This window comes from Pseudomonas sp. P135, assembly GCF_020312125.1.
Taxonomy (GTDB): domain Bacteria; phylum Pseudomonadota; class Gammaproteobacteria; order Pseudomonadales; family Pseudomonadaceae; genus Aquipseudomonas; species Aquipseudomonas fragariae.
In genome coordinates this window covers 181,897-203,888 of record NZ_JAGPYR010000001.1, presented here as the reverse complement: position 1 = coordinate 203,888, position 21,992 = coordinate 181,897, and the positions used below count along the sequence as shown (strand labels likewise).

Sequence of the window (21,992 nt, the reverse complement as noted above, 5' to 3'; positions counted from 1 at the left end):
TCGCCTACATTAATCAGTCTGAGGTCTACATATGTCTGGAGGTTACTCAAAAGGTGACACCCGTCCACCCATGCGCTTCATTCTTCTGATATTGGGGCTCGATGTGCTTGGCATCGGTCTGGCGATCCCTGTCATGCCGACGCTGATCGCGACTATCTGGCCATCGTCTACCGAGCATGTCTCGTTGGCGCTGGGTGTGGCGTTGACACTTTATTCAGCGATGCAGTTTCTGTGTGCGCCGCTGCTGGGGGCGCTGAGCGACTGCCATGGGCGTCGACCGATATTGCTTCTGGCGCTGGCCGGCATGTGCCTGGGCAATCTGATGGCTGGCTTCGCCGGCAGCCTGACGGTCTTGCTGATAGGCCGTGCCATCGCAGGAATCACTGCCGCCAATATCGCCACTGCGATGGCCTATATTGCGGACATCAGTGAGGGTGAGCAGCGCACGCATTTCTACGGTGCAGCGGGCAGTGTCATCGCCATAGCGCTTGTTTTCGGCCCGGTCATAGGCGGGGGACTTGCGTCTTACGGACCGCACTTGCCCTTTCTGGTCGCTGGCGGCCTGGCGGCAATCAACCTGCTGTATGGCTACATGAGGTTGCCGGAAAGCCTTGCGGCCGAGCATCGGCGTGCCTTCGAATGGCGGCGAACCAACCCGTTTGGCAGCCTGCGAGGACTCTGGAGTACGCAAGGCCTGCGGCCGTATCTGCTGGCTGCGACGTGCTCCTGGTTCGCCTACGGGATATTTCAAAGCTGCTTTGTGCTGGCCAATCAGATGCGTTATGGCTGGAGCATGCTTGAAGTGTCGTACGCATTGGCGGTACTCGCTCTGGGCATGGCGTTCGCGCAGCGCGTACTGGTACGCAAGCTGACGCCAATCATGTCCAACCAGCGGATCATCGTTACAGGTTATGCCTGTTGCCTGCTGGGTTATGGTTTCTATACGGCTGCTGCAAGCGTCTGGCTGACGGTGGTGGGCATGTGTTTCCATGCTGTCGGACTGATCGCCGAGCCGGCATTGCGCAGTGAGCTCTCGCGTCATGCCAGTGCAGGGCATCAGGGCGAGTTGCAGGGCGGGCTGACATCCCTGTTGAGTCTGGTGGGCGGTGTAGCGCCAGTGATTGGCGCCCTGATATTTGCGGGTAACGTTGGCTCAGGCCAGCATGTCCTGTGGCTGGGCGCTCCCTTTCTGGTCAGCCTGTTGATGTACGTGCTGGCGATAGGCTGCATCCAGAGGGGGAGAACTTCAGCCGCCTGTAACGGTTGATCCTCGCGCTGGTAACCCATCAGCCTCCGCCGAGCACCACACTCAGCGCGTTGCGTGCATCGTCCAGTTGCACCAGCGAGGCGTGGCGTGCGCCCAGCGCGTCGCGGTTCTGGATGGCGGTGAGGATCGCCTTGTGACGCGGCATGGCCAGTTCGTGCAGGTTGGGACGCTTGTTGGAGTATTTGAGCGCTTCGCGCAACGCCAGTGACAGCATGTTGCACAGGTGAGCCAGCAAGTCGTTGTGGGTGGCGTCGGCGATGCGGCTGTGGAAGTCGAGATCGGGTTGCAACAGGTCTTCCGGCGTCGGTGCGGCTTCCATGCGCAGGTAGGCTTCGTGGATCGACTCGATCTCTGCGTCGGTGGCATGCTGCGCGGCCAGTGCTGCAACTGCTGGTTCGATGACAGCGCGTACGCTGGTCAGCAGATTGAAGAAATCATTCTGCGGCGAGCTTTGCATGACCCAGTGCAGTACGTCCGGGTCCAGCAGATGCCATTCGCGACGCGCCTTGACCACCGTGCCGACACGCGGCCGCGAATAAACCAGACCCTTGGCCACCAGAACCCGCGTGGCTTCACGCAGGACCGGGCGGCTGACGGCATACTCTTCGCAGAGCAACGCTTCGGCAGGCAGCTTTTCGTCAGGCTTGAAACGGCCGGACACGATTTGCATGCCCAGTTCCTGGACAATACGGGCGTGCATGCTTTTTCGGTCGGAAGGCTTTCGATAATCCATGGGAACGCTGGTCGGTCCTGGCGGTAATTGCTGGGCATCATACCATTGCGTAACACTTGCGGCGGCTGCCTGCGTCAGGTAAACCGCCGCTTTGGTCAGTGCGAGTGGCGGGGCACTTCGGAACCTCTGCAACCGACCAGGAAGTCGAAATCACAGCCCTGGTCTGCCTGCATCACCCGGTCTACGTACAGCTGACGATAGCCACCCAACAGCAATTGAGGCGGAGCCTGCCAGTCGGCGAGGCGCGCCGCCAGTTCGGCTTCCGGGATGTCCAGATGCAGACGCCCGCCAGCGCAGTCGAGCTCGATCCAGTCGCCTTCCTTGACCACCGCCAGCGGGCCGCCCGCTGCGGCTTCCGGCGCCACATGCAGAACCACGGTGCCGTAAGCTGTGCCGCTCATGCGCGCATCGGAAATGCGCACCATGTCAGTCACGCCCTGCGCCAGCAGCTTGGCTGGCAAGCCCATGTTGCCGACCTCGGCCATGCCCGGATAACCCTTGGGGCCGCAGTTCTTCAGCACCATGACCGAGTTGGCATCGATGTCCAGATCCGGGTCGTTGATCCGTGACTTGTACATCTCGAAATTCTCGAACACCACTGCGCGGCCACGGTGCTGCATCAGCGCCGGCGTCGCGGCCGAGGGCTTGAGCACGGCACCCAGCGGCGCGAGGTTGCCGCGCAGCACGCAAATCCCGCCGTCGGCGCGGATCGGGTTGTCCAGCGCGCGGATTACCTGATCTTCACCATAGATCGGTGAGTTGCAGGTGTTTTCGCCGATGCTCTTGCCATTGACGGTCAAGGCATCCGGGTTGGGCAGCAGCCTGGCTTCGTTCATACGGCGCAGCACGGCGGGCAGGCCGCCGGCGTAATAGAACTCTTCCATCAGGAAGCGCCCCGACGGTTGCAGGTCGACAATCGTCGGCATGCCCCGGCCCATGCGTGACCAGTCATCCAGGTCCAGATCGACGCCGATGCGTCCGGCGATGGCCTTCAGGTGAATCACGGCGTTGGTCGAGCCACCGATGGCCGCGTTGACCCTGATGGCGTTTTCGAATGCGGCCTTGGTGAGAATCTTCGACAGGCGCAGGTCTTCACGGACCATATCGACGGCGCGCATGCCGGACATGTGCGCCAGCACGTAACGCCGCGAATCCACCGCCGGAATGGCCGCGTTGTGCGGCAGCGAAGTGCCCAGCGCTTCGGCCATGCAGGCCATGGTCGAGGCCGTGCCCATGGTGTTGCAGGTGCCTGCCGAGCGCGACATGCCTGCTTCGGCGGAGAGGAATTCATCCAGGCTGATGGTCCCGGCCTTGTAGGACTCGTGCATCTGCCAGACGATGGTGCCGGCGCCGATGTCCTTGCCTTCATGCTTGCCGTTGAGCATCGGTCCGCCGGTGACGACGATGGCGGGGATGTCACAGCTGGCAGCCCCCATCAACAGGGCAGGGGTGGTCTTGTCACAGCCGGTCAACAGCACGACGCCATCGATGGGGTTGCCGCGAATCGCTTCTTCAACGTCCATGCTCGCCAGGTTGCGGGTGAACATAGCGGTAGGGCGCAGGTTGGATTCGCCGTTGGAAAACACCGGAAACTCGACCGGCCAGCCGCCTGCTTCGATCACGCCACGTTTGACATGCTCGGCGATCTGCCGGAAATGCGCGTTGCAGGGGGTCAACTCCGACCAGGTATTGCAGATGCCGATGATCGGCTTGCCCTGAAACTGGTGGTCGGCAATACCCTGATTCTTCATCCAGCTGCGGTACATGAAGCCATTCTTGTCGGCAGTGCCAAACCACTGGGCAGAACGGAGGGTCGGTTTTTTATCGGAGTCAGACATGATCGGCTCTCTTATTGTAAGACTTAATGGCGATACTGCTGGCTAAGGTAAGCCTAAAAAACGCGTATTGGAAGAGTTGTCAGTTTAAATAGTATTACTATATAGTCGGTCGTAGACGAGGGATCATCCTGGCGCATGTGCAGTGTTATTCAGCCCCCAGGCACAGAGGCGATCCCCGCAGGTTCCATAACAAAAACAATGGGAGACCGCCTACATGAGCCAGGAACTGCGGCTTATACGCCGCATCACGTTCAAACTGATTCCTTTCCTCATCCTGCTGTACCTGATCGCTTATGTAGACCGCTCTGCCGTGGGCTTTGCCAAGCTGCACATGGGCGCGGACATCGGTATCGGCGACGCCGCCTACGGGCTGGGTGCCGGGCTGTTCTTTATCGGTTACTTCCTGCTGGAGATCCCCAGCAACCTGATGCTCGAGCGTTTCGGCGCACGTCGCTGGTTCGCGCGGATCATGATCACCTGGGGCGCGATCACCATCGGCATGGCCTTCGTCCAGGGGCCGCACAGCTTCTATGTGATGAGGTTTTTGCTGGGCGCTGCCGAGGCGGGCTTCTTTCCCGGTGTGCTGTACTACATCACCCAGTGGTTTCCGGTGCGCCATCGCGGCAAGATCCTTGGCCTTTTCATCCTCTCGCAACCCATCGCCATGATGATCACCGGGCCCGTGTCCGGCGGTTTGCTGGGCATGGACGGCATACTCGGCCTGCATGGCTGGCAATGGCTGTTCATCGTCATCGGCACGCCGGCGATTCTGCTGACCTGGCCGGTGCTGCGCTGGTTGCCGGATGGTCCGCAGCAGGTCAAATGGATGGACCAGGCCGAGAAGGACTGGCTGACCGGTGAGCTGAAAAAGGACCTTGAAGAGTACGGCCAGACTCGCCACGGCAATCCGTTGCATGCCTTGAAAGACAAACGCGTGCTGTTGCTGACGCTGTTCTACCTGCCGGTGACCTTGAGCATCTACGGTCTGGGCCTGTGGCTGCCGACGCTGATCAAACAGTTTGGCGGCAGTGACCTGACCACCGGCTTCGTGTCATCGGTGCCTTACATTTTCGGCATCATCGGCCTGCTGATCGTGCCGCGCAGTTCCGATCGCCTCAACGATCGTTACGGGCATCTGGCCGTGCTCTATGTGCTGGGTGCCATCGGCCTGTTCTGCAGTGCCTGGCTGACCATGCCGGTGGCGCAGCTGGCTGCATTGTGCGTCGTGGCGTTCGCGCTGTTTTCCTGCACGGCGGTGTTCTGGACCTTGCCGGGGCGGTTCTTCGCCGGTGCCAGTGCCGCAGCCGGTATCGCGCTGATCAACTCGGTCGGCAACCTGGGCGGCTACATCGGTCCGTTCGTGATCGGCGCGTTGAAGGAAATCACCGGCAGCCTGGCATCGGGACTCTATTTCCTGTCGGGCGTCATGGTCTTCGGGCTGCTGCTGACCGGCATCGTTTATCACGTGCTGGAGCGCAAGCATGCGCTGCCAGCGTCCGACTTCGCGGCGAGTGCCAGGGCGAGATAGGTTTTCAGCGGCCCATTATCTGGAAGGAGAATTTCATGCGGTTAGTACAGTTTGAATTGAGCGACGGTCAGCGCCGGGTCGGGCTGGTCGATGGTGATCAGGTGCGTGAGGTCCAGGGTGTCGAAAGTGTTCGCGAGCTGGCGCTGGTGGCTATCGAGGCAGGGTCGGCTCTGGCGCATCAGGTCGAGCAGCGTGGCGTTGGCGAGACGCACGACTATTTGCAGTTGCTTGAGGAGTTGCGGATCCTGCCGCCGCTCGACCATCCTGATCCGGCGCACCTGCTGGTCAGCGGCACCGGGCTGACACATCTGGGCAGTGCGTCGGCACGCGACAAGATGCACCAGCAGTCCGGCGACGAAGCCACGATGACCGACACCATGCGTATCTTCAAATGGGGCGTCGAAGGCGGCAAGCCGACGGCGGGGCAGGCCGGTGTTCAGCCCGAGTGGTTCTACAAGGGTGACGGCAGCATTGTCGTGCGTCCCGGACATTCGTTTTCGCTGCCGCCCTTTGCCGAAGACGGCGGGGAAGAGCCCGAGCTGAGCGGCCTGTATGTGATCGGTCATGACCGCAAGCCTTATCGCCTGGGCTTCGCCATCGGTAATGAATACTCCGATCACGTCATGGAGCGTCGTAACTACCTGTATCTGGCGCATTCGAAACTGCGCGCCTGTTCGTTCGGGCCGGAGTTGCGCGTGGGCGACTTGCCGCAAAGCCTGTCGGGCACCAGTCGGGTCTGGCGCGATGGCAAGGTACTGTGGGAGAAAGAGTTCCTCAGTGGCGAAGCGAACATGTGCCACAGTCTGGAAAACCTTGAATACCACCACTTCAAGTACGCGCAATTCCTCAGGCCGGGTGACGTGCATGTGCATTTCTTCGGCACCGCCACCCTGTCGTTCGCCGATGGCGTGCGCACCCAGCCGGGCGATCGTTTCGAGATCAGTCAGGCCGAGTTCGGTCAGCCGCTGGTCAACGGCCTGGCACCGAGCGAGCCGGTGTTTCAGCCGGGCGGCATCGGCAAGCTGTAAGCGCAGACGCGGATTGCTCACCGTGCCAGCGCTCGGCGTTGGTACGGCTCTGCGTCCTCTCCTGACTGTGTGACGGCGATCACCAGTGTATCTGTGCCCGCGTTTTGCCCTATCATTCGCGCTTTTGCTGGCCGGATGAATTTCATGACTACCACGCCCACCACACTGTTTGCCGCGCTCAAAGCCACCACCATGCTGGAAATCGACGGCCTGCACGCCTGGGACTTCTCTCTGGGCGAGGAACTGAACGTCGAATGCATGGACGGCCGCGAGCGCAAGGTATGGCGTTTCACCACGGCGCAAATCGACGCTGCGACCTTCGATGAATCCCTGCAAAGCTGGGTGATCAATGACGGCAACGCCGATCACCGGATCATCTGCTGCCTGGATGCCTTTACCCCCTCCGATGAAGATGATTCCGCGCAGGATTGAGTAAATGCGGGCTGGCGCTGTCATAGACCCGACCGTGCCGTAACAGGCATCAATAACCTCAACAAGATGGATGCCCCCATGCCCCATAAATTTCTGCCGTGGCTGGCGATTGCCAGTGCCATGAGCACATTTACCCTGCAGGCCCAAGCCATGCCAGATACTGAATTGCTGATCGGTTCCTACACGCAAGGCAAGAGTGAAGGGATCTATCGTTTTGCCTTCGACAGCGAAACCGGAATGATCGGCGCCAAGCCGCTGCAAGTGGTCAAAGCCGAAAACCCGTCGTGGCTGACCGTCTCCAGAGACCAGCGCTATCTGTTCGCAGTCAATGAAAACGGCCCCGGACAGAAAGACGTGGTCGGTAAGGTCAGCAGCTTTGCGATCGACCCGAAAACCCGTCAGATCACGCCGATCAATCAGGTTCAAAGCCGCGGTGAAGAACCGACGCACTCCAGCCTGAGCTACGACGGCCGCTACCTGTTCGTGGCCAACTACGCAGTAAACCCTGACCCGGGCGGCGCGCTGACCGTGGTGCCGGTAGGCAAGGACGGCACCTTGAGCGAAGCCGTTCAGGTCCTGCCGCTGGGGCCTGGAAGCAAGGTCAACAGTGAGCGGCAGATGTCCTCACATGTGCACCTGGCCGTGCCGACGCCGGATGACAAGTACGTAGTGACTGCCGACCTGGGCGCTGACAAGCTGTTCGTTTATCACTACGACGCGAGCCAGGCCAAGCCATTGCAGCCAGCCAAGGTGCCGTTCGTGCAGTTGCCGGGCGGCTCCGGACCCCGTCATACGCTCTTCAGCGCTGATGGCAAGCATGCCTGGCTGGTGCTGGAAATGACGGCTCAGGTCGCGGTGTTCGACTACCACGACGGCGTCTTCAAGCAGACCCAACTGGTCGACATGAAGAACAAGGGCGTGGACGAGAAAAACGGTGGTGGCGCCTTGCACACTTCACCGGATGGCAAATTTCTGTACGTGACCAATCGGGGTGATGCGAATCAGGTCGTGGTGTTCCGCATCGATCAGGCCAGCGGCAAGCTTGAAGAAATTCAGCGTCGTTCCCTGGAAGGCAAGGAGCCCCGCGAGTTCGCTTTCGATCCGACTGGCCAGTTCATGCTGTTCGCCAATCAGAAGAGCAACCAGATCGTGACCGTACGCCGTGATCCGCAGAGCGGCAAGATCGGTGAAACGGTACAGAAATTCGATGCAGATGCACCTTCTTACCTGCGTTTTCTGACCGACAAGTAATCCGCTTCGGCTCCAGCCCGCACGATACAAGGGCTGGGGCCGTTATCATTCTTGATGATATGGGTTAGTGCTACAAAAGATTTCTGCTGAACCACCCTCGGGCGTAAGTTTGAGTCACGGCCATAACGGTCAGGACTTCAAACCAGCGTACAGACAGACAAGAGGGGTGACCGACATGAATTTCAATCTTTTCTCCATCATCGCTGCATCTGCTATCTCGGCAAGCGTCGCTCTCCCGGCCAGCGCCAGCGTCGAAGTGAACGACAAGAAAGCCCACTCGACTCAGACCTACACCACCAAATACCTGCAACAGAGCGCTAATTTCTACGCAGCGCTGGACCACAAATCCGCTCAATGATTGATCAGCCGTCACGCTTTCGCGAGCATGTTCGCCCACACAGGTCCCTGCGACTTACTGCCCAATGCGCGGCAGACCAGGCACGGAATGTCAGGCGAGCCTGTTCGCGAAAGCGCTGGTGGCGGCACATCCGCGCCTGGAAACAAGGCTTCTGCCCAGCGGGCGTAGGAGCGAACTTGTTCGCGAAGGCGGTACTTCGGGCGCTACATTTTCTCTGAATTTAACGTCCCTTTCGCGAACAAGCGAAGCGTCGCCCGGTCCACTCCTACGCCCTCCCGGGCAGAATCAAAAGCTGAAGACTGTCAGGCGAGCCTGTTCGCGAAAGCGCTGATGGCACAACATTCAAGAGCGGACGCAGAGCGTCCAGAACGGCATTCCCACGCGGAGCGTGAGGAACGATAGTCAACTGCCGTGCCTCACGTTCCGCGTCACAGGTCTCTCAGTGCCCCACCTCGATGGTGCTCAATCCATTGCCCTGACGACGCACCTTGATCTGCACCGGGATTCGTTCGTGCATTTCCTGGACGTGGGAGATCACGCCGACCTTGCGACCCTGTGCCTGCAAGCCGTCGAGAGCGTCCATCGCCAGTTGCAGCGACTCCGGGTCGAGGCTGCCGAAACCTTCGTCGATGAACAGTGACTCGATGCGCAAGGTGCTGGATGCCATGGAAGCGAGGCCCAGCGCCAGTGCCAGCGAGACAAGGAAGGTTTCCCCGCCGGACAGCGAGTGAACCGAGCGCAGTTCGTCGCCCATTTCCGTGTCCATGACCAGTAGACCGAGCATGCTGCCGCCGCGTTTCAGGCGGTAGCGGCGCACCAGTTGCCTGAGCTGCGCATTGGCGTGATGGACCAGCAAGTCGAGGTTATAGGCCTGGGCGATTTTGCGAAACCTGTCGCCTTCTGCCGAGCCGATTAAAGACGCCAGACGTGCCCAGCGCAGGTATTCGCTGTTGGCGTCGGCGATGCGCGCCTGCAGTTCGCTGTTGGCATTGCGGCGGCGCTGATCTTCACTGAGCTCGGCCCGCAGGTCGGCGCAGTGCTGCTCGCTGAGCGCCGACTGTTCAAGGACCTGTTGCAGCGCTGTCGCCAGTTGCGCACTGTCGGTCAGGTCACTGTGTTGCGCCTGATGCTGTTGCAGACGCTGATCGCGTTCCTGCAGCAACACTTTTGCCTGTTCCAGCGCCTTGTCGGTGCTATTCAATTGCACACGCAGTTGCTCGACATGCGCATCGTCGTAGGTCAGCAAGGTGTCCAGCGCGCTATCGTCCAGCTGAGGATGCTGAGCGCGCCATTCGCTGATCTGCACATCAAGTTCAGCCAGTTCCTGTTGCAGGGACTGCTGTTGTTGCTGTCCGGACTTGAGTTCGGCAGCCAGTTGAATCAGCTGATTGTGGATGTCCTGCAGCGCCTGCGCCGCCAGACTTTCCGCCTGCCTGGCCTGCTCGATGGTCTGCTCCAGCGCCTGCTGCCATTGCTCTGCGCTGGCGTGGTCGCCCAGCAGACCGGCAAGCGTCTGCTGACTGGTCTGCTGTTGCTCGCCGAGCCGGGTGAGTTCCTGCGCCAGTTCGGTCTGGCGGTGCAGACGAGTCTGCTGCTCGACCTGCTGCTTCTCGATCTTCTGCTGACGCTCGGTTTGCTCTTGCTGCTCTTCGTGTTGCTGCTCCAGCTGATCGAGACGCTGGGTCACCTGCTGTTCGAGCTGCAGCACGGTCGCCGATGCATCACTGCGCAGCCCTTCAAGCACCTGCGGTGATACCAGCGGCGTGAATGCCGTCAGTTCTTCTTCCAGTCGCTGCCCGTCGGCCTCCAGTTGTTTGAGCTGCTCGGCAACATGACCCGCAGCGGTCTGGCTGGCTTCGGTCGCCGCCTGAAGCTGCTGCTGCAGGCGGGCGGCGTCTTTTTGCAGGGTCAACAAGGCTTGCTGACGTTGCTCGTCACGGATGATGACTTCGCTCAGTTGACTCAATTGCTGGCTCAACCAGGCGTCGCGCTTGTCGGCGTCGCGGTCGAGCAATTGGGCGGCGAGGGGGTGTGACTCCAGGTCCGGTGCCAAAGCCTGATGGCGCACGGTGAGCTGCTCATGCTGGCGCAGCAGCTCTTTCTGCCGGGCGATTACGCCGCCGACCTGTTCACGCAACTGATTGCGTTGCTCGGTCAGCAGGTCCACGGCTTTCTGCGCGCTGGCCTGCTCGTTGTCGTCGTGTTGCGTGAGGCTTTCGAGCAGCGCCTCCGGCTGATGCCAGGGGTGTTCAATGCTGCCACAGACCGGGCAGGGCTGGTCGTCCTGCAACTGCACGCGCAACTCTTCGACACTGGCGCTGCGGGCCAGCCGTTGGCGCTCCAGCAGTTGCCGGGTGACGGTCAGGGTCTGTTCGGCGACGGTCAGTTCATCACGAACGCGAAGGCCTTCGCTGTTGAGCTGTTCGCGTTGCTGCTGGGCGCTCTGCTGTTGCTGGGAGAGGTCGGCAAGCTGGCGGTCGACGTCTTGCTGACTGGCCCATAGACGGGCCAGCTCCTCGAATGCACGTTGCTGTTTGCGGTTGTCCTGCAGCAGGCTGCCGAGAATCTGCACCTGCTCGGCCACTGCCTCTACTTCGCAATCGGCTTCGCGGTACAGCAACTCCAGCGCGCTGCGTTGCTCGGTCAACTGCTGATCGGCAGTGCTGGCACGCTGCTGCAGCGCCGGCAGCTCACTGTGGCCGTGCTTGAGACGATTGGCGATCAGCGTGAGGGATTTCAGCCGGTCACGCCACGCGTTCCAGGCCTGAGCCAGCGGTGCCAGTTCGCTGCTGTGCTGCAGTTGCCCGGCAATACGCTCCAGACGTTGAGCCACCTGCTGTTGCTGATCGAGCAGGGTTTGCAGGCTGGTCTGGCCCTGGATGCAGAGCTGCTCGCTCTGCTGGTGCAGGTCGGACGCCTTGGCCAGTTCCTGGGCCAGGTGGTTCAGAGTGTTCTGTGCTTCGAAAGCCTGCAGCAACAGCGGTTTGGCGCTGCTGTGCGCTTGCTGTGCTTCCAGCAGACTGGTCTGCGCCTGAGTACGGCGGCTTTCCAGCTGTTGCTGCTGGTCGTGCAGCGAGGCCTGCTGTTGCTGATGCTGGCGAATCTGTTCAGCCAGCGGATCAAGCTGAGCGTTCAGTGTGACCCGACGCGCGAAGCGATGGCGCTGCGGGCCCAGGCGTTCCAGCTGGCCGAGGGTCTGGCGTGCACCGCTGTGCTCGTCCCAGGCCTGTTGCGCACTGTTCAGGGCTTCCTGGGCAGCGAGCTGTTCGTCACGCAGGCGGTGCAGCTCGGTCAGCCACTGCTGTTTGATTTCCAGTTGTCGTTGCTGTGTCTGATGGGCCTTGAGCTGTTGCTGCGCGTCGCTCAGGCGCTGCTCCAGTTCCGCCAGCAGTTCCGGGGCCAGCGGGATGATGTTGCTGGCCTGCGCGGTCAGGGTTTTCAGGGCGTCTTCGGCTTCCTTGCTTTTACTGTAGGCGCGTCGACCGAGCTGGCTGTAGATCGCGGTGTTGGTGAGCTTTTCCAGCAGTTCGCTGCGTTCCTTGTCATCCGCCTTGAGGAATGCGCTGAATTCACTCTGGGCAAGCATTACGGCACGGGTGAACTGCTCGAAGTTCAGGCCCAGGCGGTTTTCGATCAGTTGCTCGAATTCGCGTTTGCTCTGGTTACTGAGGATTTGCTCGCTGTCCAGATCGGTGAGGGTCTGGCGGCTGGCCTGCAGCTTTTTAGTCGCATTGTCGCGCGCGCGATTGGTTTCCCAGCGCGCGCGATAACGCCGCTGATCAATGCCGATGAAGTCCACCTCGGCGTAACCGCTGCCCGTGCCGCGGCGCAGCAGGGTACGTGGGTCGCTGGTGGTGATGTCGCCGTCGATGTCCGGGACCTTTGACTGACCGATATTACTCAGCCGCGGAATCGCCCCGAACAGCGCCAGGCACAGGGCATCGAGCAGCGTGCTTTTGCCCGCGCCAGTCGGGCCGGTGATGGCAAACAGTCCGGCGCTGGCCAGCGGCTCTGCAGTAAAATCGATTTCAAAGGGGCCGGCCAGCGAGGCGAGGTTTTTCAGGCGAATGGCGAGAATTTTCATGGCTGCTCGCTCTCCTGCTGGACTTCACGCAGCAGCGTGGCGAAATCGGTCAGCGTCTGTTCGTCGACCTCGCTGCCGAAGTTGTCCTGCCAGGCACGGCTGAACAGTTCCTGAGGCGTGAGCTGGTCCAGTTCGATCAGCGTGGCGTCACCCTCGCTGCCGTCCGCGCTGCCTTTGCCGGCGTATTCGGCACCGATGCGCACCAGCCGCACGGCCTTGCCCTGTAGGGCGTTTTCGATCTGGTTGCGCAGGTCCGGCTGGGGTTCATCCAGACGCACGCGCACTTCCAGCCACGGCTGGCGGTCCGGGTCGGCAAGCAGGTCGATGTCGGGCAATGCTTTGAGCTGCACCAGCAGGTCGGCCAATGGTGCAGGCCCGAGGCGTTGCAGGTTGACGGCGCGAGGGATCAGCAACGGCTCGACACTGGTCAGCGTCTCGCCGTCGCAATTGATCTCCAGAATCTGGTGCTGATAGCTGATTTCCGAAAAGGACAGCGGGATCGGCGAGCCGCTGTAGCGAATGCGCTCTTCGCCGTTGACCCGCTGCGGTTTGTGCAGGTGGCCCAGCGCAACATAGGTGATGCTCGGCCCGAACAGGCTGGCCGGCAGGGCTTCGGCGTTGCCGATGATCAGGCTGCGCTCGGAGTCTTCCGAGACCGAGCCGCCTGCCATATGGGCGTGACTGATGGCGATCAATGCCTGACCGGGCTGGCGCTTGAGGTCAGCCGCCGCGATCAGCAGCTCATGCACCCGGCCGATGCCTCGCAGATAGTCATCGCCCAGGGTCGGGCCGGTGACTTCGGCGGGACGCAGAAAGGGCAGCGCCAGGCACCAGGCCTTGATGTCGCCATTGGCGTCTGGTAACGGCAACAGCAGACGTTCGGCATCCAGCACGCCGTCGTCCAGCCACATCACCCTGCCCAGCGCGTGAGTGCGCAAGCGGCGCATCAGCGGGGCGGGAAGTTCGATACGCGAGCCGGAGTCGTGGTTGCCGGCGATCATCACGATGGTCAGCAAGGGTTGCTTTTCGTGGGCGTTGACGATGAAGTCGTACAGGCGCTCCTGCGCTTTGACCGGCGGGTTGACGGTGTCGAAGATGTCGCCTGCGATCAACAGTACATCCGGTTTACGGTCGGCCAGACGGGCCAGCAGCCAGGTCAGGAAGCAGGCGTGTTCGAAATCCCGCTCCTGGCCGTGCAGGTTCTGACCCAGGTGCCAGTCAGAGGTGTGAAACAGACGCATTGGTTTACCTTGTCGTATAGGGGGTGTTGCCTGAGCTGCATCCTTATTTGGGATACAGCGGCGGCAACCCGGCATCACCTGCCGGGTCCTGAATATGTTCGGCGGCGGGCAGTTTGCGCACCGCGCGCCAGAGGTCCTCGCCCAGCCACAGCTTGCCGGTTTCGCTGTACAGCGCACCGTTGAGACCGTCCAGAGCATCGGACAGCGGCACGAAACGCGCGGCCATTTCGGCCAGGGTTTCCGGCTGCTGACGTGCCCAGGCGTCGAGCGCCTGACGGGTGCCCTGCGGGTCGTTGGCCAGGCAGGCGCGTTTGAGGTCATCGAGTACGGTACGCGGGCTGGGCCCGGTCTGCACGGCCCGGGCGATTGCCGGCTGTCCACGGGCGCGCCACCACAGGCCGAAACCGAGCAGGGTGGTGCAGGCCAGCAGCAATGTGCTCATCTGCCACGGCCAGACTGGCGGGCCGATCACGGTCACACCGCTCATGTCGTTGTTCACCGGTGTGTCCACCGCCAGACCGGGGTTGCTGCTGATCTGCAGGGTGCGCGCGGGCAGGCTGCTGTGCTCCAGATGATCTTCGCGGGTGTTCCACCAGGTCACTTCAACCGCAGGAAGGTCGATTGCGCCGGCGCGGGCGGGCACCAGGGCCTCGCGTTCTTCGCGCGTGCCGATCAGGCCGCGTTCGCTGGGCAGGTTGCGCAGTTGTGGCTGATCCGGGTAACGCCGCAGGCCGGGTACTTCCGTGGGCGGCAGGGGCGGCAGTTGCGCGCCGGCCAGCCCTTCGGCCTTGAGCGTCAGGGTGCGGGTCAGCGAATCGCCGACCTGCGTAGTACCGGGCTCCGGGCTCCAGTTTTCTTCCAGATTGATACTGCGTGCCGGCAGCCAGGCGACATCGGCCGGGTAGTCGGCAGGCTTGGGCTTGACGGTCAACGGCACTTCGGCGGATTTGACCCGCACCGACCGGCCCGGCTGCGGGCCGAACGGATTGGCGTCCTGGGCTTGCGAACCCTCGGCAGGCGTCTGCACCAGCGTGGCACTGAACACTTGCGCCGGTATCTTCAGTACGCCGCTCTGCTGCGGGTAGATCGCGTAGCGTGTCTCGATCACCCCATGGCGCACACCGTTGATCAGCTTTTCGTAGGTGCGCGAATCACCCAGTTTTTCGACCCGTGCGTCCGGCACTTGCAGAGGGCTCAGGCTGCTGTCGTCGAACAGTGACACCGAGTGGTAGACGCGCAGGGTCAGCACGGCCTGGGCCTGAACATACACGCTGTCCTGATCCAGGCTCGCTTCGATGAAGATCGATGCCAGATGGTTGCCTGGCTCCTGGGGTTCGCTCTGCAGGACCTGCAGGGTCAGCGGCTGGCTTTTCAGTTCGCCCAGTTGCAGCGACGGAATCAACACGCTTCCGGTCTCGCGGGGCAGCAGAGTGACGATCCAGCGCGTCGTGGCCTGGCTGCTGCCATCCAGGGTTTTCAGGCTGTTGAGCTGACGCGTGTCACGCACCTCGAAACTGCTTTCCAGCGCGCTCATGTCCGGTTTGCCGAACTGCGTCACATCGTCTGTTTCCAGCGTCAGTTCGACGGTTTCCCCGGCGTTGAGGCGCGTGCGGTCAACGCTGGCGGTCAGTTGCGCAGCCTGCAGCGACAAGGTGACCAGGCTCAGCAGCAGGCTGATCAATAAGGTGTACACGCGACTCATCGGGTCTTTTCCTGATGTTGCTGTTCGTAGCGAAATTTGCGCCGCAACAGTTCGCCCGGATCATCCGGAATCTGCCTCAGCCACTGCTCCAGTTCCTGACGCCGCTCGCCGGTCATGGGGCTGTCGGCGGACTGTAGCGGCGGGCGGGTGGTCTGTTCGTCGTCGGTCGACTCGCCCGAGGTGGCCTTACCACTGGTGTCTGGCGGCAGGCTTTCGCTGGTGCCGGGTTGATCCGATCGGGACGGGTTCTGCTCGGCGGGTGATGCGCTGCTGTTGGGGTCTTGCGACGCCTGTTGACCTTCTTCGCCCTGATCGGCCTTGTTCTGTTCATCCTGGGCAGGCTTCTGCTCATCGGCCTGATCCAGCAGGCCTTGCACCAGTGCCCGATTGGTTTGCGCCGCAGGGAAGTCGGGTTGTCGGTCCAGGGCCTGCTCGTAGGCATCCAGTGCCGCTGCCAGCTCACCGCTGCGGGCCAGGGCATTGCCACGATTGTAGTGGTCGGCGGCGCTATTGCCTTCGGCAAACTGCCGGGCGGCGCTGGCGTAGTCTTGCGCCTGGTACAACGCCACGCCTTTCCAGCGCGAGTCTTCGAAGCGCTGCGCGGCCTCGGCCGGCCGATGCTGTTCCAGCAGGCGCTGGCCCTGTTGGTCGGGACGCAGCCACAGGTCCTGAAACTCGAACGCCTGGCTGTTCTGCGGAAACATGAACAGCAGCGGCAGGCAGAACAGCCAGCCGCGCCGGCCGGCCAGTGCCGCGATCAGCAACAGCGGCAGCAGCAACCAGTGGCCCTGGTCAGCCCAAGTGTCGAGCTGCACGACCTGACCGTCGCGGGTCATGTGTCGGGGGCTGGCCAGCAGACCGAGGCTGCGCAAGTCTTCTTCATCGCCGCGTGCCTGACGATAGCTGCCACCCACCTGATCGGCGAAGTCGTTGAGGCTGGTACTGTCCAGACGCGGCACCAGAATCGCACCTTGATCATCCTTGAGCAGGCTGCCGTTTTCCTGCGTGACCGGTGCGCCTTCCGCTGTGCCGACCCCGAGAATCAACAGCGGCGGCGATTGCCCGCGCAACGCGGCGCGGATGCCCTGACGTTCCTGTTCGCTCAGCGACGAGGTGATCAGCAGAATCCGCCCCTGACCCAATGCGCCCTGTTTGAGCAGGTGCAGCGCTTTCTGCACGGCCAGATCGGCGCGCTGGCCGGTCACCGGCATGATCGACGGTCTGATGGCTTCCAGCAGGTTGTGGCTGGTGACCAGATCATCGGACAGCGGCACCAGGGTGTGTGCGCTGCCTGCGTAGACGACGATGGCGGTCTGTGCATCGCTGCGTTTTTGCAACAGGTCCAGCAGCTTGCGTCTGGCCTGTTCCAGGCGGGTAGGCGGCGTGTCGGTGGCGAGCATCTGCGGGGTGAGCTCGAGAATCACCACCAACGGATCGACCGGTTTCTGGCTGATCTGTTCGACGCGCTGCCAACTGGGGCCCAGCAAGGCGAAAAGGGCCAGCAACCAGGCGAGCCCCAGCGCGATCCATGGCAGTTTGCTGTTGCTGCCGCGCCCGCCGTTGAGCAACACCTCATGAAAGTGAGTGGGCAGCAGCATTTGCCAGCGTCCGGCGCGTTTCTGCCGGTGCCAGAGTCGCCAGATCAGCAGCGCCAGCAAGGGCGTGATCAGCAGCCATTCCGGGCGAAACCAGTGCGGCCAGAGTCCGCTGATCATCGCGACCTCCACAGGCTTTTGCAGCGCTCGCGCCAGTTGATGGAACGCACCACCGCCAGCAGGCGTTGCAGTGCGTTGTTCGGCCATAACTCGCGCAGCACCAGCAGCACACTCAACAACAGGGCTGTCGCCAGTGGCCATTGATAAAGCGCTTGCGCCGGGCGCGCCTGGGTGGGCTGCTGTGCAACCGGCTCCAAGGCATCGAGGGTGGCGCGGATCTTTTCCAGCTGGTCGCCATCGCGCGCGCGGAAGTACTGGCCACCGCTGAGGCTGGCGATTTCCTTGAGCGTCGGTTCGTCCAGATCAAGGCTGGGGTTGAGGCCCAGCACGCTTTGCAGCGCGTCTTTGTCCGGGTCCGAGCCGATGCCGATGGCGTAGATTTTTACGCCTTCTTCGGCAGCCAGTCGTGCAGCGGTGACCGGATCGATCTGACCGGCGTTGTTGGCGCCGTCGGTGACCAGCACCAGCGCACGACTGGTGGCCGGACGCATACGCAGACGTTTCAGGGCCAGGCCGATCGCATCGCCCAGCGCAGTGTTCTTGCCGGCAATGCCTATCCTCGCCTCGTCGAGCCAGACCCGCACGGTGCGGCGGTCATAGGTGAGTGGCGCCTGGACAAACGCCTGGGTGCCGAACAGGATCAGGCCGACCCTGTCGCCCTTGCGGCCCTCGAGAAAGTCACCGAGCAGTTGTTGCACCAGCACCAGTCGGCTGACTTCATCGCTTTTCCATTGCATGTCCGGGTAGTCCATCGACCCGGACACGTCGACCGCCACCAGCAGGTCGCGGCCACTGGCGGCGACCGGCAGTGGCTCGCCCAGCCACTGCGGTCGCGCTGTGGTGATCAGCAGCAACAGCCAGATCAACAGAAACGGCGCACGCTGTCTCCAGACCGGCAGATTGGCTTTGGCGCGGCGACCGCTCAGGCCTTCGAGTTCACTGAGAAAGCTGACCTTGAGCGCCGGCTCGCCGCTGTCGGCCATGGGCAGCAGGGCGCGCATCAGCCACGGCAATGGCAGCAGCACGAAAGCCCACGGCCAGGCGAACTCAAACATGTTTGCGGATCCAGGTATCGACCGCCTGAGTCAAGCCGGTGATGGCCTTGTCGTCCAGTTTGCACTCGGGCTTGTAAGCGCCTTCGACCAGGATCATCCAGCGCGTCAGACCGGCAGCCGGGCAGCGGTTGTCGAGGAACGCCAGCCATTTACGGCCGTTGAGGGTATGGCTCTGGCTGTGCGGGTAGTGGTTACGGCACAGGCGCTTGAGCAGGCCGTTGATCTGCTGCAGCCAGGCACCGGCCGGCGCGCCGTCGTAGGGTTTCGGCAGGCTCGCCAGTTCTGCCAGCGCGGCGAGGCGAACCGGGTCCAACGGCTGTTCGCTACGCACCTTGCGGGCCTTGGCCGGCAGCAGTTTGCGCAAGCGCCACAGGCCCCAGCCCGCCACGGGGATCAGCAACAGCAGCAGCCACCAGCCCGGCGCAAGCGGCCAGAAGCCGACGGCTTCGGGCGCAATCAGTGGCTCCAGCTGATCGAGGGGATTCATTTGCGCTTCACCGGACGACGCGCATTGAGGTATTCGCGCAGTTGTTCGACGAGCTCCGCCTGAGTGCTCAATGGCATGAGCAATACCCGCAGCTTCTGCGCCAGCAACTCCCAACGCGCCGTGCGCTCCTCGCCCTGTTGCCGATAGGCGCGGCGCAGCTCGGGGTTGAGCGTATCGATCTCCAGTTGCGCGCCGCGCTCGGCAAAGCGCAGCAGACCGGCAGCGGGCAGGGCGCGGTCCAGTGGGTCGGACAGCGGCAGCAACAGCAGGTCGCTGTGGCGAGACAGCAGGCTCAGTTGTTGTTCGGCGGCATCGGACAGGGCGCGCTCGTCGCACAGGACGATGACCAGACTGCCGGGGCGCAGCACTTCCCGGGCACGACGCAGCGCAGTGCCGAACGCATCGCGGTCTGGCGGAATCTCGGTATGCAACGACTGATTGACCCGCACCAGCCGGTTGAGCAGTTGCAGCAGGCTTTGTTTGCTGCGCCGGGGCTTGATCTCGTAGTGTTCGTTATCGCCGAACACTAACCCGCCGACCCGGTCATTGTGTTCCAGCGCCGCCCAGCCGATCAGCGCCGCCGCTTGAGCGGCGAGTACCGACTTGAACATCAGGCCGGAGCCGAAGAACAGCCGTCGGCTCTGTTCCACCAGGATAAAAATGGGCCGTTCGCGTTCCTCATGAAACAGCTTGGTGTGCGGCTCCTGCGTACGTGCCGTCACGCGCCAGTCGATGCTGCGCACGTCGTCACCGGCCTGATAGACCCGCACCTGATCGAAATCCACGCCACGCCCGCGCAGCTTGGAATGGTGCAGGCCGATCAGCGGGCTGCGCTGGCTCGGGGTGGAAAACAGCTGCACTTCCCGCACCCGATGACGCATCTCGATCAGCTCGCTGAGGCTGACGCGGATGCCCGGCTGGGGGATCAGGTAGGGTTGCATGGGCTCAGGCGACGGCCACGACGTCGAGGATGCGCTGAATCACGCGATCCTGATCGATACCCGCAGCTTCGGCCTCGAACGACAGGATGACCCGGTGGCGCAAGACATCGAACAGCACCGCCTGAATGTCTTCAGGGCTGACGAAGTCACGTCCGGCCAGCCAGGCATGCGCACGGGCGCAGCGGTCCAGCGAGATGGAACCCCGCGGGCTGGCACCGTAGGCAATCCATTCGGCCAGTTCCGGGTCGAACTTGGCCGGGGTGCGGGTGGCCATGACCAGTTGCACCAGGTATTCCTCGACCGCATCGGCCATGTACAGGCCAAGGATTTCCTTGCGTGCGGCGAAGATCGCCTGCTGGCTGACGCGGCGCTCCGGCTTGGTTTCGCCATTCAAGGCTTCGCCACGCGCCTGTTGAAGGATCTTGCGTTCGACGGCGGCATCCGGGAAGCCGATCTTGACGTGCATCAGAAAACGGTCGAGCTGGGCTTCGGGCAGCGGGTAGGTGCCTTCCTGCTCGATAGGGTTCTGGGTCGCCATGACCAGAAACAGCGGCGACAGGTCGTAGGTGCTGCGCCCGACACTGACCTGCCGTTCGGCCATGGCCTCGAGCAGCGCCGACTGGACCTTGGCCGGCGCACGGTTGATTTCGTCGGCCAGCACCAGGTTGTGGAAGATCGGCCCTTGCTGGAACACGAAGCTGCCGGTTTCCGGGCGATAGATTTCCGTACCGGTGATGTCGGCAGGCAGCAGGTCGGGGGTGAATTGAATGCGGTGGAACTGGGCTTCGATGCCTTCTGCCAGCTCCTTGATGGCCTTGGTCTTGGCCAGGCCGGGAGCGCCTTCGACCAGCATGTGGCCGTCGGCAAGCAGGGCGATGAGCAGGCGTTCGATCAGCTTTTCCTGGCCAAGGATCTGCGTTGAAAGAAAAGTTCGCAGCGCAATCAGCGCTTCACGATGTTCCATCGGTGACGGTTCCTGGCAGGGCGAACAGCGGTGTCTGATGACTGCTGAGCTGGGGGCGATACTTTAATCCATCCAGGCAGGTATCGACTAACGACTCCCGCGTTTTTTATTGCATTTAGAGAAGTGCCTGTCATTTATGCAGGTATTGTCCTACATGATCCATGGGTGTCCATGTAGGACGACTGGCTCGGGCTCCCGGAGCCGCGGCGTCAGAGTCGATAGAAGCTCGCCGCGTTATCCCACAGCGCCTGACGAGCGCCGCTTTCGCCCAGTGCGTCGATCAACAGGTCGATATCGTCGGGCCGGAAGGGGCGGGGTGCGCGGGTCGACGGGAGGTCGGTGCCGAACATCAGGGCATTCGGGTTGGCGGCGTGGATATCCCTGAGGGCCTCGCGCACCGGAAAGTCCACACGCCCGAAACCACAGGCCTTGACTCGTACGCCGTGCTCGGCAAGGCGCAGGACCACGGGCAGCCCTTCGGCACTCAGCCCCAGATGATCGATACTGATGGCCGGGAGTTTGCGCAGGCGTGTTTCGATGGGCGCCAGTTCCCGCGAGTCGATGTACAGCTCGGAGTGCCAGCCTGCGTGCTCATGGACACGCACGGCCAGTGCCTCCAGCTGGTCGAGCTGCTCCGAGCCGCCGCGCTTGAGGTTGAAGCGCAAGGCGCGCACGCCTGCGGCATTCAGGGTGTCCAGTTCCGCATCGGTGACGCTGGCGGGCAGTTGCGTGACACCGACGAAGCCCGGTCCCAGCAGACGCAGCGCCTGAAGCAGATAGCCCTGATCAAAACCCTGAAAGGAGCCCGATACCACCGCGCCGCCCTGAACGCCCAGCGGCTGGACCGTCGCAAGGTAGTCACTGACAGCGAACGGCTCCGGCAGATAACCGTTATTGGCGATCAGCGGGAAACCAGGATCGATGATGTGGCAGTGGGCGTCGAAAATGCGGTTCATGACACACTCCTGTTTGGCGAAGTGCTCACTTTAGCGCTTTTTGCCCATCAGCTGATTGTGCTGGTGTACTCACCGACGTTTTCGAGAATGATCTGTAACGTCTGGTGAACGTCCTGCAACTCGCCTGCGTCGGTGGCATGGAGAATTTCGTACTGATGGTGGCCATCGAGCTGCTTGGCGTCCTGCGGTTCGATTTCCACCAGCAGGCGCTCGGCACTGAAGGTGACCTTCAGGCTGGACACGTTCAGTGACTTGTCGTCGCTGACGGTGATTTCCACTTCGTTCTCGTCCGGGAAACGGGTCAGGGAAAACAGCATGCCGTTTTCTGCGTGGCAGCAGAGCAGTGCCATATCGTCGTATTCGTCGTCGCACGGGTTGGCGATGAGGCTGGCGGTCTTGATTTGCATGGGGG

At 62.2% G+C, this 21,992-nt stretch carries 18 protein-coding genes; 6 read left to right on the top strand and 12 right to left on the bottom strand.

Translation table 11 applies throughout. The annotated features are described in order from the left end of the window. The first annotated feature begins 70 nt into the window (after positions 1 to 70). A complete protein-coding gene (locus KBY08_RS00850; protein WP_177410943.1) occupies positions 71 to 1,267 on the top strand; it encodes an MFS transporter in 1,197 nt (398 codons plus the stop codon). Positions 1,268 to 1,286: 19 nt separating this feature from the next. Here the strand turns inward: KBY08_RS00850 and KBY08_RS00845 are convergent, their stop codons facing one another. Both KBY08_RS00845 and KBY08_RS00840 read right to left on the bottom strand, forming a co-directional pair. Then, on the bottom strand, positions 1,287 to 2,000 hold the full coding sequence (locus KBY08_RS00845) for a FadR/GntR family transcriptional regulator (protein WP_003368499.1): 714 nt from the start codon (positions 1,998 to 2,000) through the stop codon (positions 1,287 to 1,289). Positions 2,001 to 2,095: 95 nt separating this feature from the next. Next, entirely contained in the window at positions 2,096 to 3,838 is a 1,743-nt protein-coding gene (locus KBY08_RS00840) for an IlvD/Edd family dehydratase (RefSeq protein ID WP_003318618.1), read from the bottom strand. A 214-nt stretch (positions 3,839 to 4,052) separates the two neighbouring features. Between KBY08_RS00840 and KBY08_RS00835 the strand changes: the two genes are divergently transcribed. The 5 genes from KBY08_RS00835 to KBY08_RS00815 all read left to right on the top strand — a co-directional run bounded on the left by KBY08_RS00835 (position 4,053) and on the right by KBY08_RS00815 (position 8,435). After that, positions 4,053 to 5,366 carry an MFS transporter gene (locus KBY08_RS00835; protein WP_225651072.1) on the top strand — a complete coding sequence of 438 codons (1,314 nt, stop codon included), beginning with the start codon at positions 4,053 to 4,055 and terminating at the stop codon, positions 5,364 to 5,366. Between the two features lie 35 nt (positions 5,367 to 5,401). Next, positions 5,402 to 6,394, top strand: coding sequence for an AraD1 family protein (araD1, locus tag KBY08_RS00830; protein WP_024641949.1), 993 nt, complete (start codon positions 5,402 to 5,404; stop codon positions 6,392 to 6,394). 144 nt (positions 6,395 to 6,538) lie between these two features. Beyond that, entirely contained in the window at positions 6,539 to 6,826 is a 288-nt protein-coding gene (locus KBY08_RS00825) for a DUF5629 family protein (RefSeq protein ID WP_024641948.1), read from the top strand. Positions 6,827 to 6,904: 78 nt separating this feature from the next. Further along, positions 6,905 to 8,077: a lactonase family protein gene (locus tag KBY08_RS00820; RefSeq protein ID WP_024641947.1), complete on the top strand. Its 1,173-nt coding sequence runs from the start codon at positions 6,905 to 6,907 to the stop codon at positions 8,075 to 8,077. 175 nt (positions 8,078 to 8,252) lie between these two features. Continuing rightward, positions 8,253 to 8,435, top strand: a complete 183-nt coding sequence (locus KBY08_RS00815; RefSeq protein WP_003406532.1) for a hypothetical protein — start codon at positions 8,253 to 8,255, stop codon at positions 8,433 to 8,435. 439 nt (positions 8,436 to 8,874) lie between these two features. On the opposite strand, the gene KBY08_RS00810 is transcribed toward KBY08_RS00815, so the two are convergent. From KBY08_RS00810 to KBY08_RS00765, 10 genes are all read right to left on the bottom strand, one after another. Then, positions 8,875 to 12,519, bottom strand: coding sequence for an AAA family ATPase (locus KBY08_RS00810; RefSeq protein WP_111522410.1), 3,645 nt, complete (start codon positions 12,517 to 12,519; stop codon positions 8,875 to 8,877). Further along, positions 12,516 to 13,760 carry an exonuclease SbcCD subunit D C-terminal domain-containing protein gene (locus KBY08_RS00805; protein WP_111522411.1) on the bottom strand — a complete coding sequence of 415 codons (1,245 nt, stop codon included), beginning with the start codon at positions 13,758 to 13,760 and terminating at the stop codon, positions 12,516 to 12,518. The genes KBY08_RS00810 and KBY08_RS00805 overlap by 4 nt, the downstream gene beginning before the upstream one ends. Before the next feature lie 43 nt (positions 13,761 to 13,803). Continuing rightward, positions 13,804 to 15,462: a BatD family protein gene (locus KBY08_RS00800; protein WP_024650794.1), complete on the bottom strand. Its 1,659-nt coding sequence runs from the start codon at positions 15,460 to 15,462 to the stop codon at positions 13,804 to 13,806. Then, a complete protein-coding gene (locus KBY08_RS00795) occupies positions 15,459 to 17,177 on the bottom strand; it encodes a VWA domain-containing protein (RefSeq protein WP_011267198.1) in 1,719 nt (572 codons plus the stop codon). Before KBY08_RS00795 ends, KBY08_RS00800 begins: the two co-directional genes overlap by 4 nt. After that, positions 17,174 to 18,232 carry a vWA domain-containing protein gene (locus KBY08_RS00790; protein WP_011267199.1) on the bottom strand — a complete coding sequence of 353 codons (1,059 nt, stop codon included), beginning with the start codon at positions 18,230 to 18,232 and terminating at the stop codon, positions 17,174 to 17,176. Before KBY08_RS00790 ends, KBY08_RS00795 begins: the two co-directional genes overlap by 4 nt. After that, entirely contained in the window at positions 18,225 to 18,719 is a 495-nt protein-coding gene (locus KBY08_RS00785; protein WP_003406538.1) for a DUF4381 domain-containing protein, read from the bottom strand. The genes KBY08_RS00790 and KBY08_RS00785 overlap by 8 nt, the downstream gene beginning before the upstream one ends. Continuing rightward, positions 18,716 to 19,660, bottom strand: a complete 945-nt coding sequence (locus KBY08_RS00780) for a DUF58 domain-containing protein (RefSeq protein ID WP_003318876.1) — start codon at positions 19,658 to 19,660, stop codon at positions 18,716 to 18,718. The genes KBY08_RS00785 and KBY08_RS00780 overlap by 4 nt, the downstream gene beginning before the upstream one ends. A 4-nt stretch (positions 19,661 to 19,664) precedes the next feature. Then, a complete protein-coding gene (locus KBY08_RS00775; protein WP_003342804.1) occupies positions 19,665 to 20,624 on the bottom strand; it encodes an AAA family ATPase in 960 nt (319 codons plus the stop codon). Between the two features lie 209 nt (positions 20,625 to 20,833). Continuing rightward, positions 20,834 to 21,580, bottom strand: a complete 747-nt coding sequence (locus KBY08_RS00770) for an amidohydrolase family protein (protein WP_024661032.1) — start codon at positions 21,578 to 21,580, stop codon at positions 20,834 to 20,836. 47 nt (positions 21,581 to 21,627) lie between these two features. Further along, the gene (locus KBY08_RS00765) at positions 21,628 to 21,987 is read right to left on the bottom strand and encodes a hypothetical protein (protein ID WP_003406543.1); all 360 of its coding nucleotides are present in this window, start codon (positions 21,985 to 21,987) and stop codon (positions 21,628 to 21,630) included. Between the last annotated feature and the right edge of the window lie 5 nt (positions 21,988 to 21,992).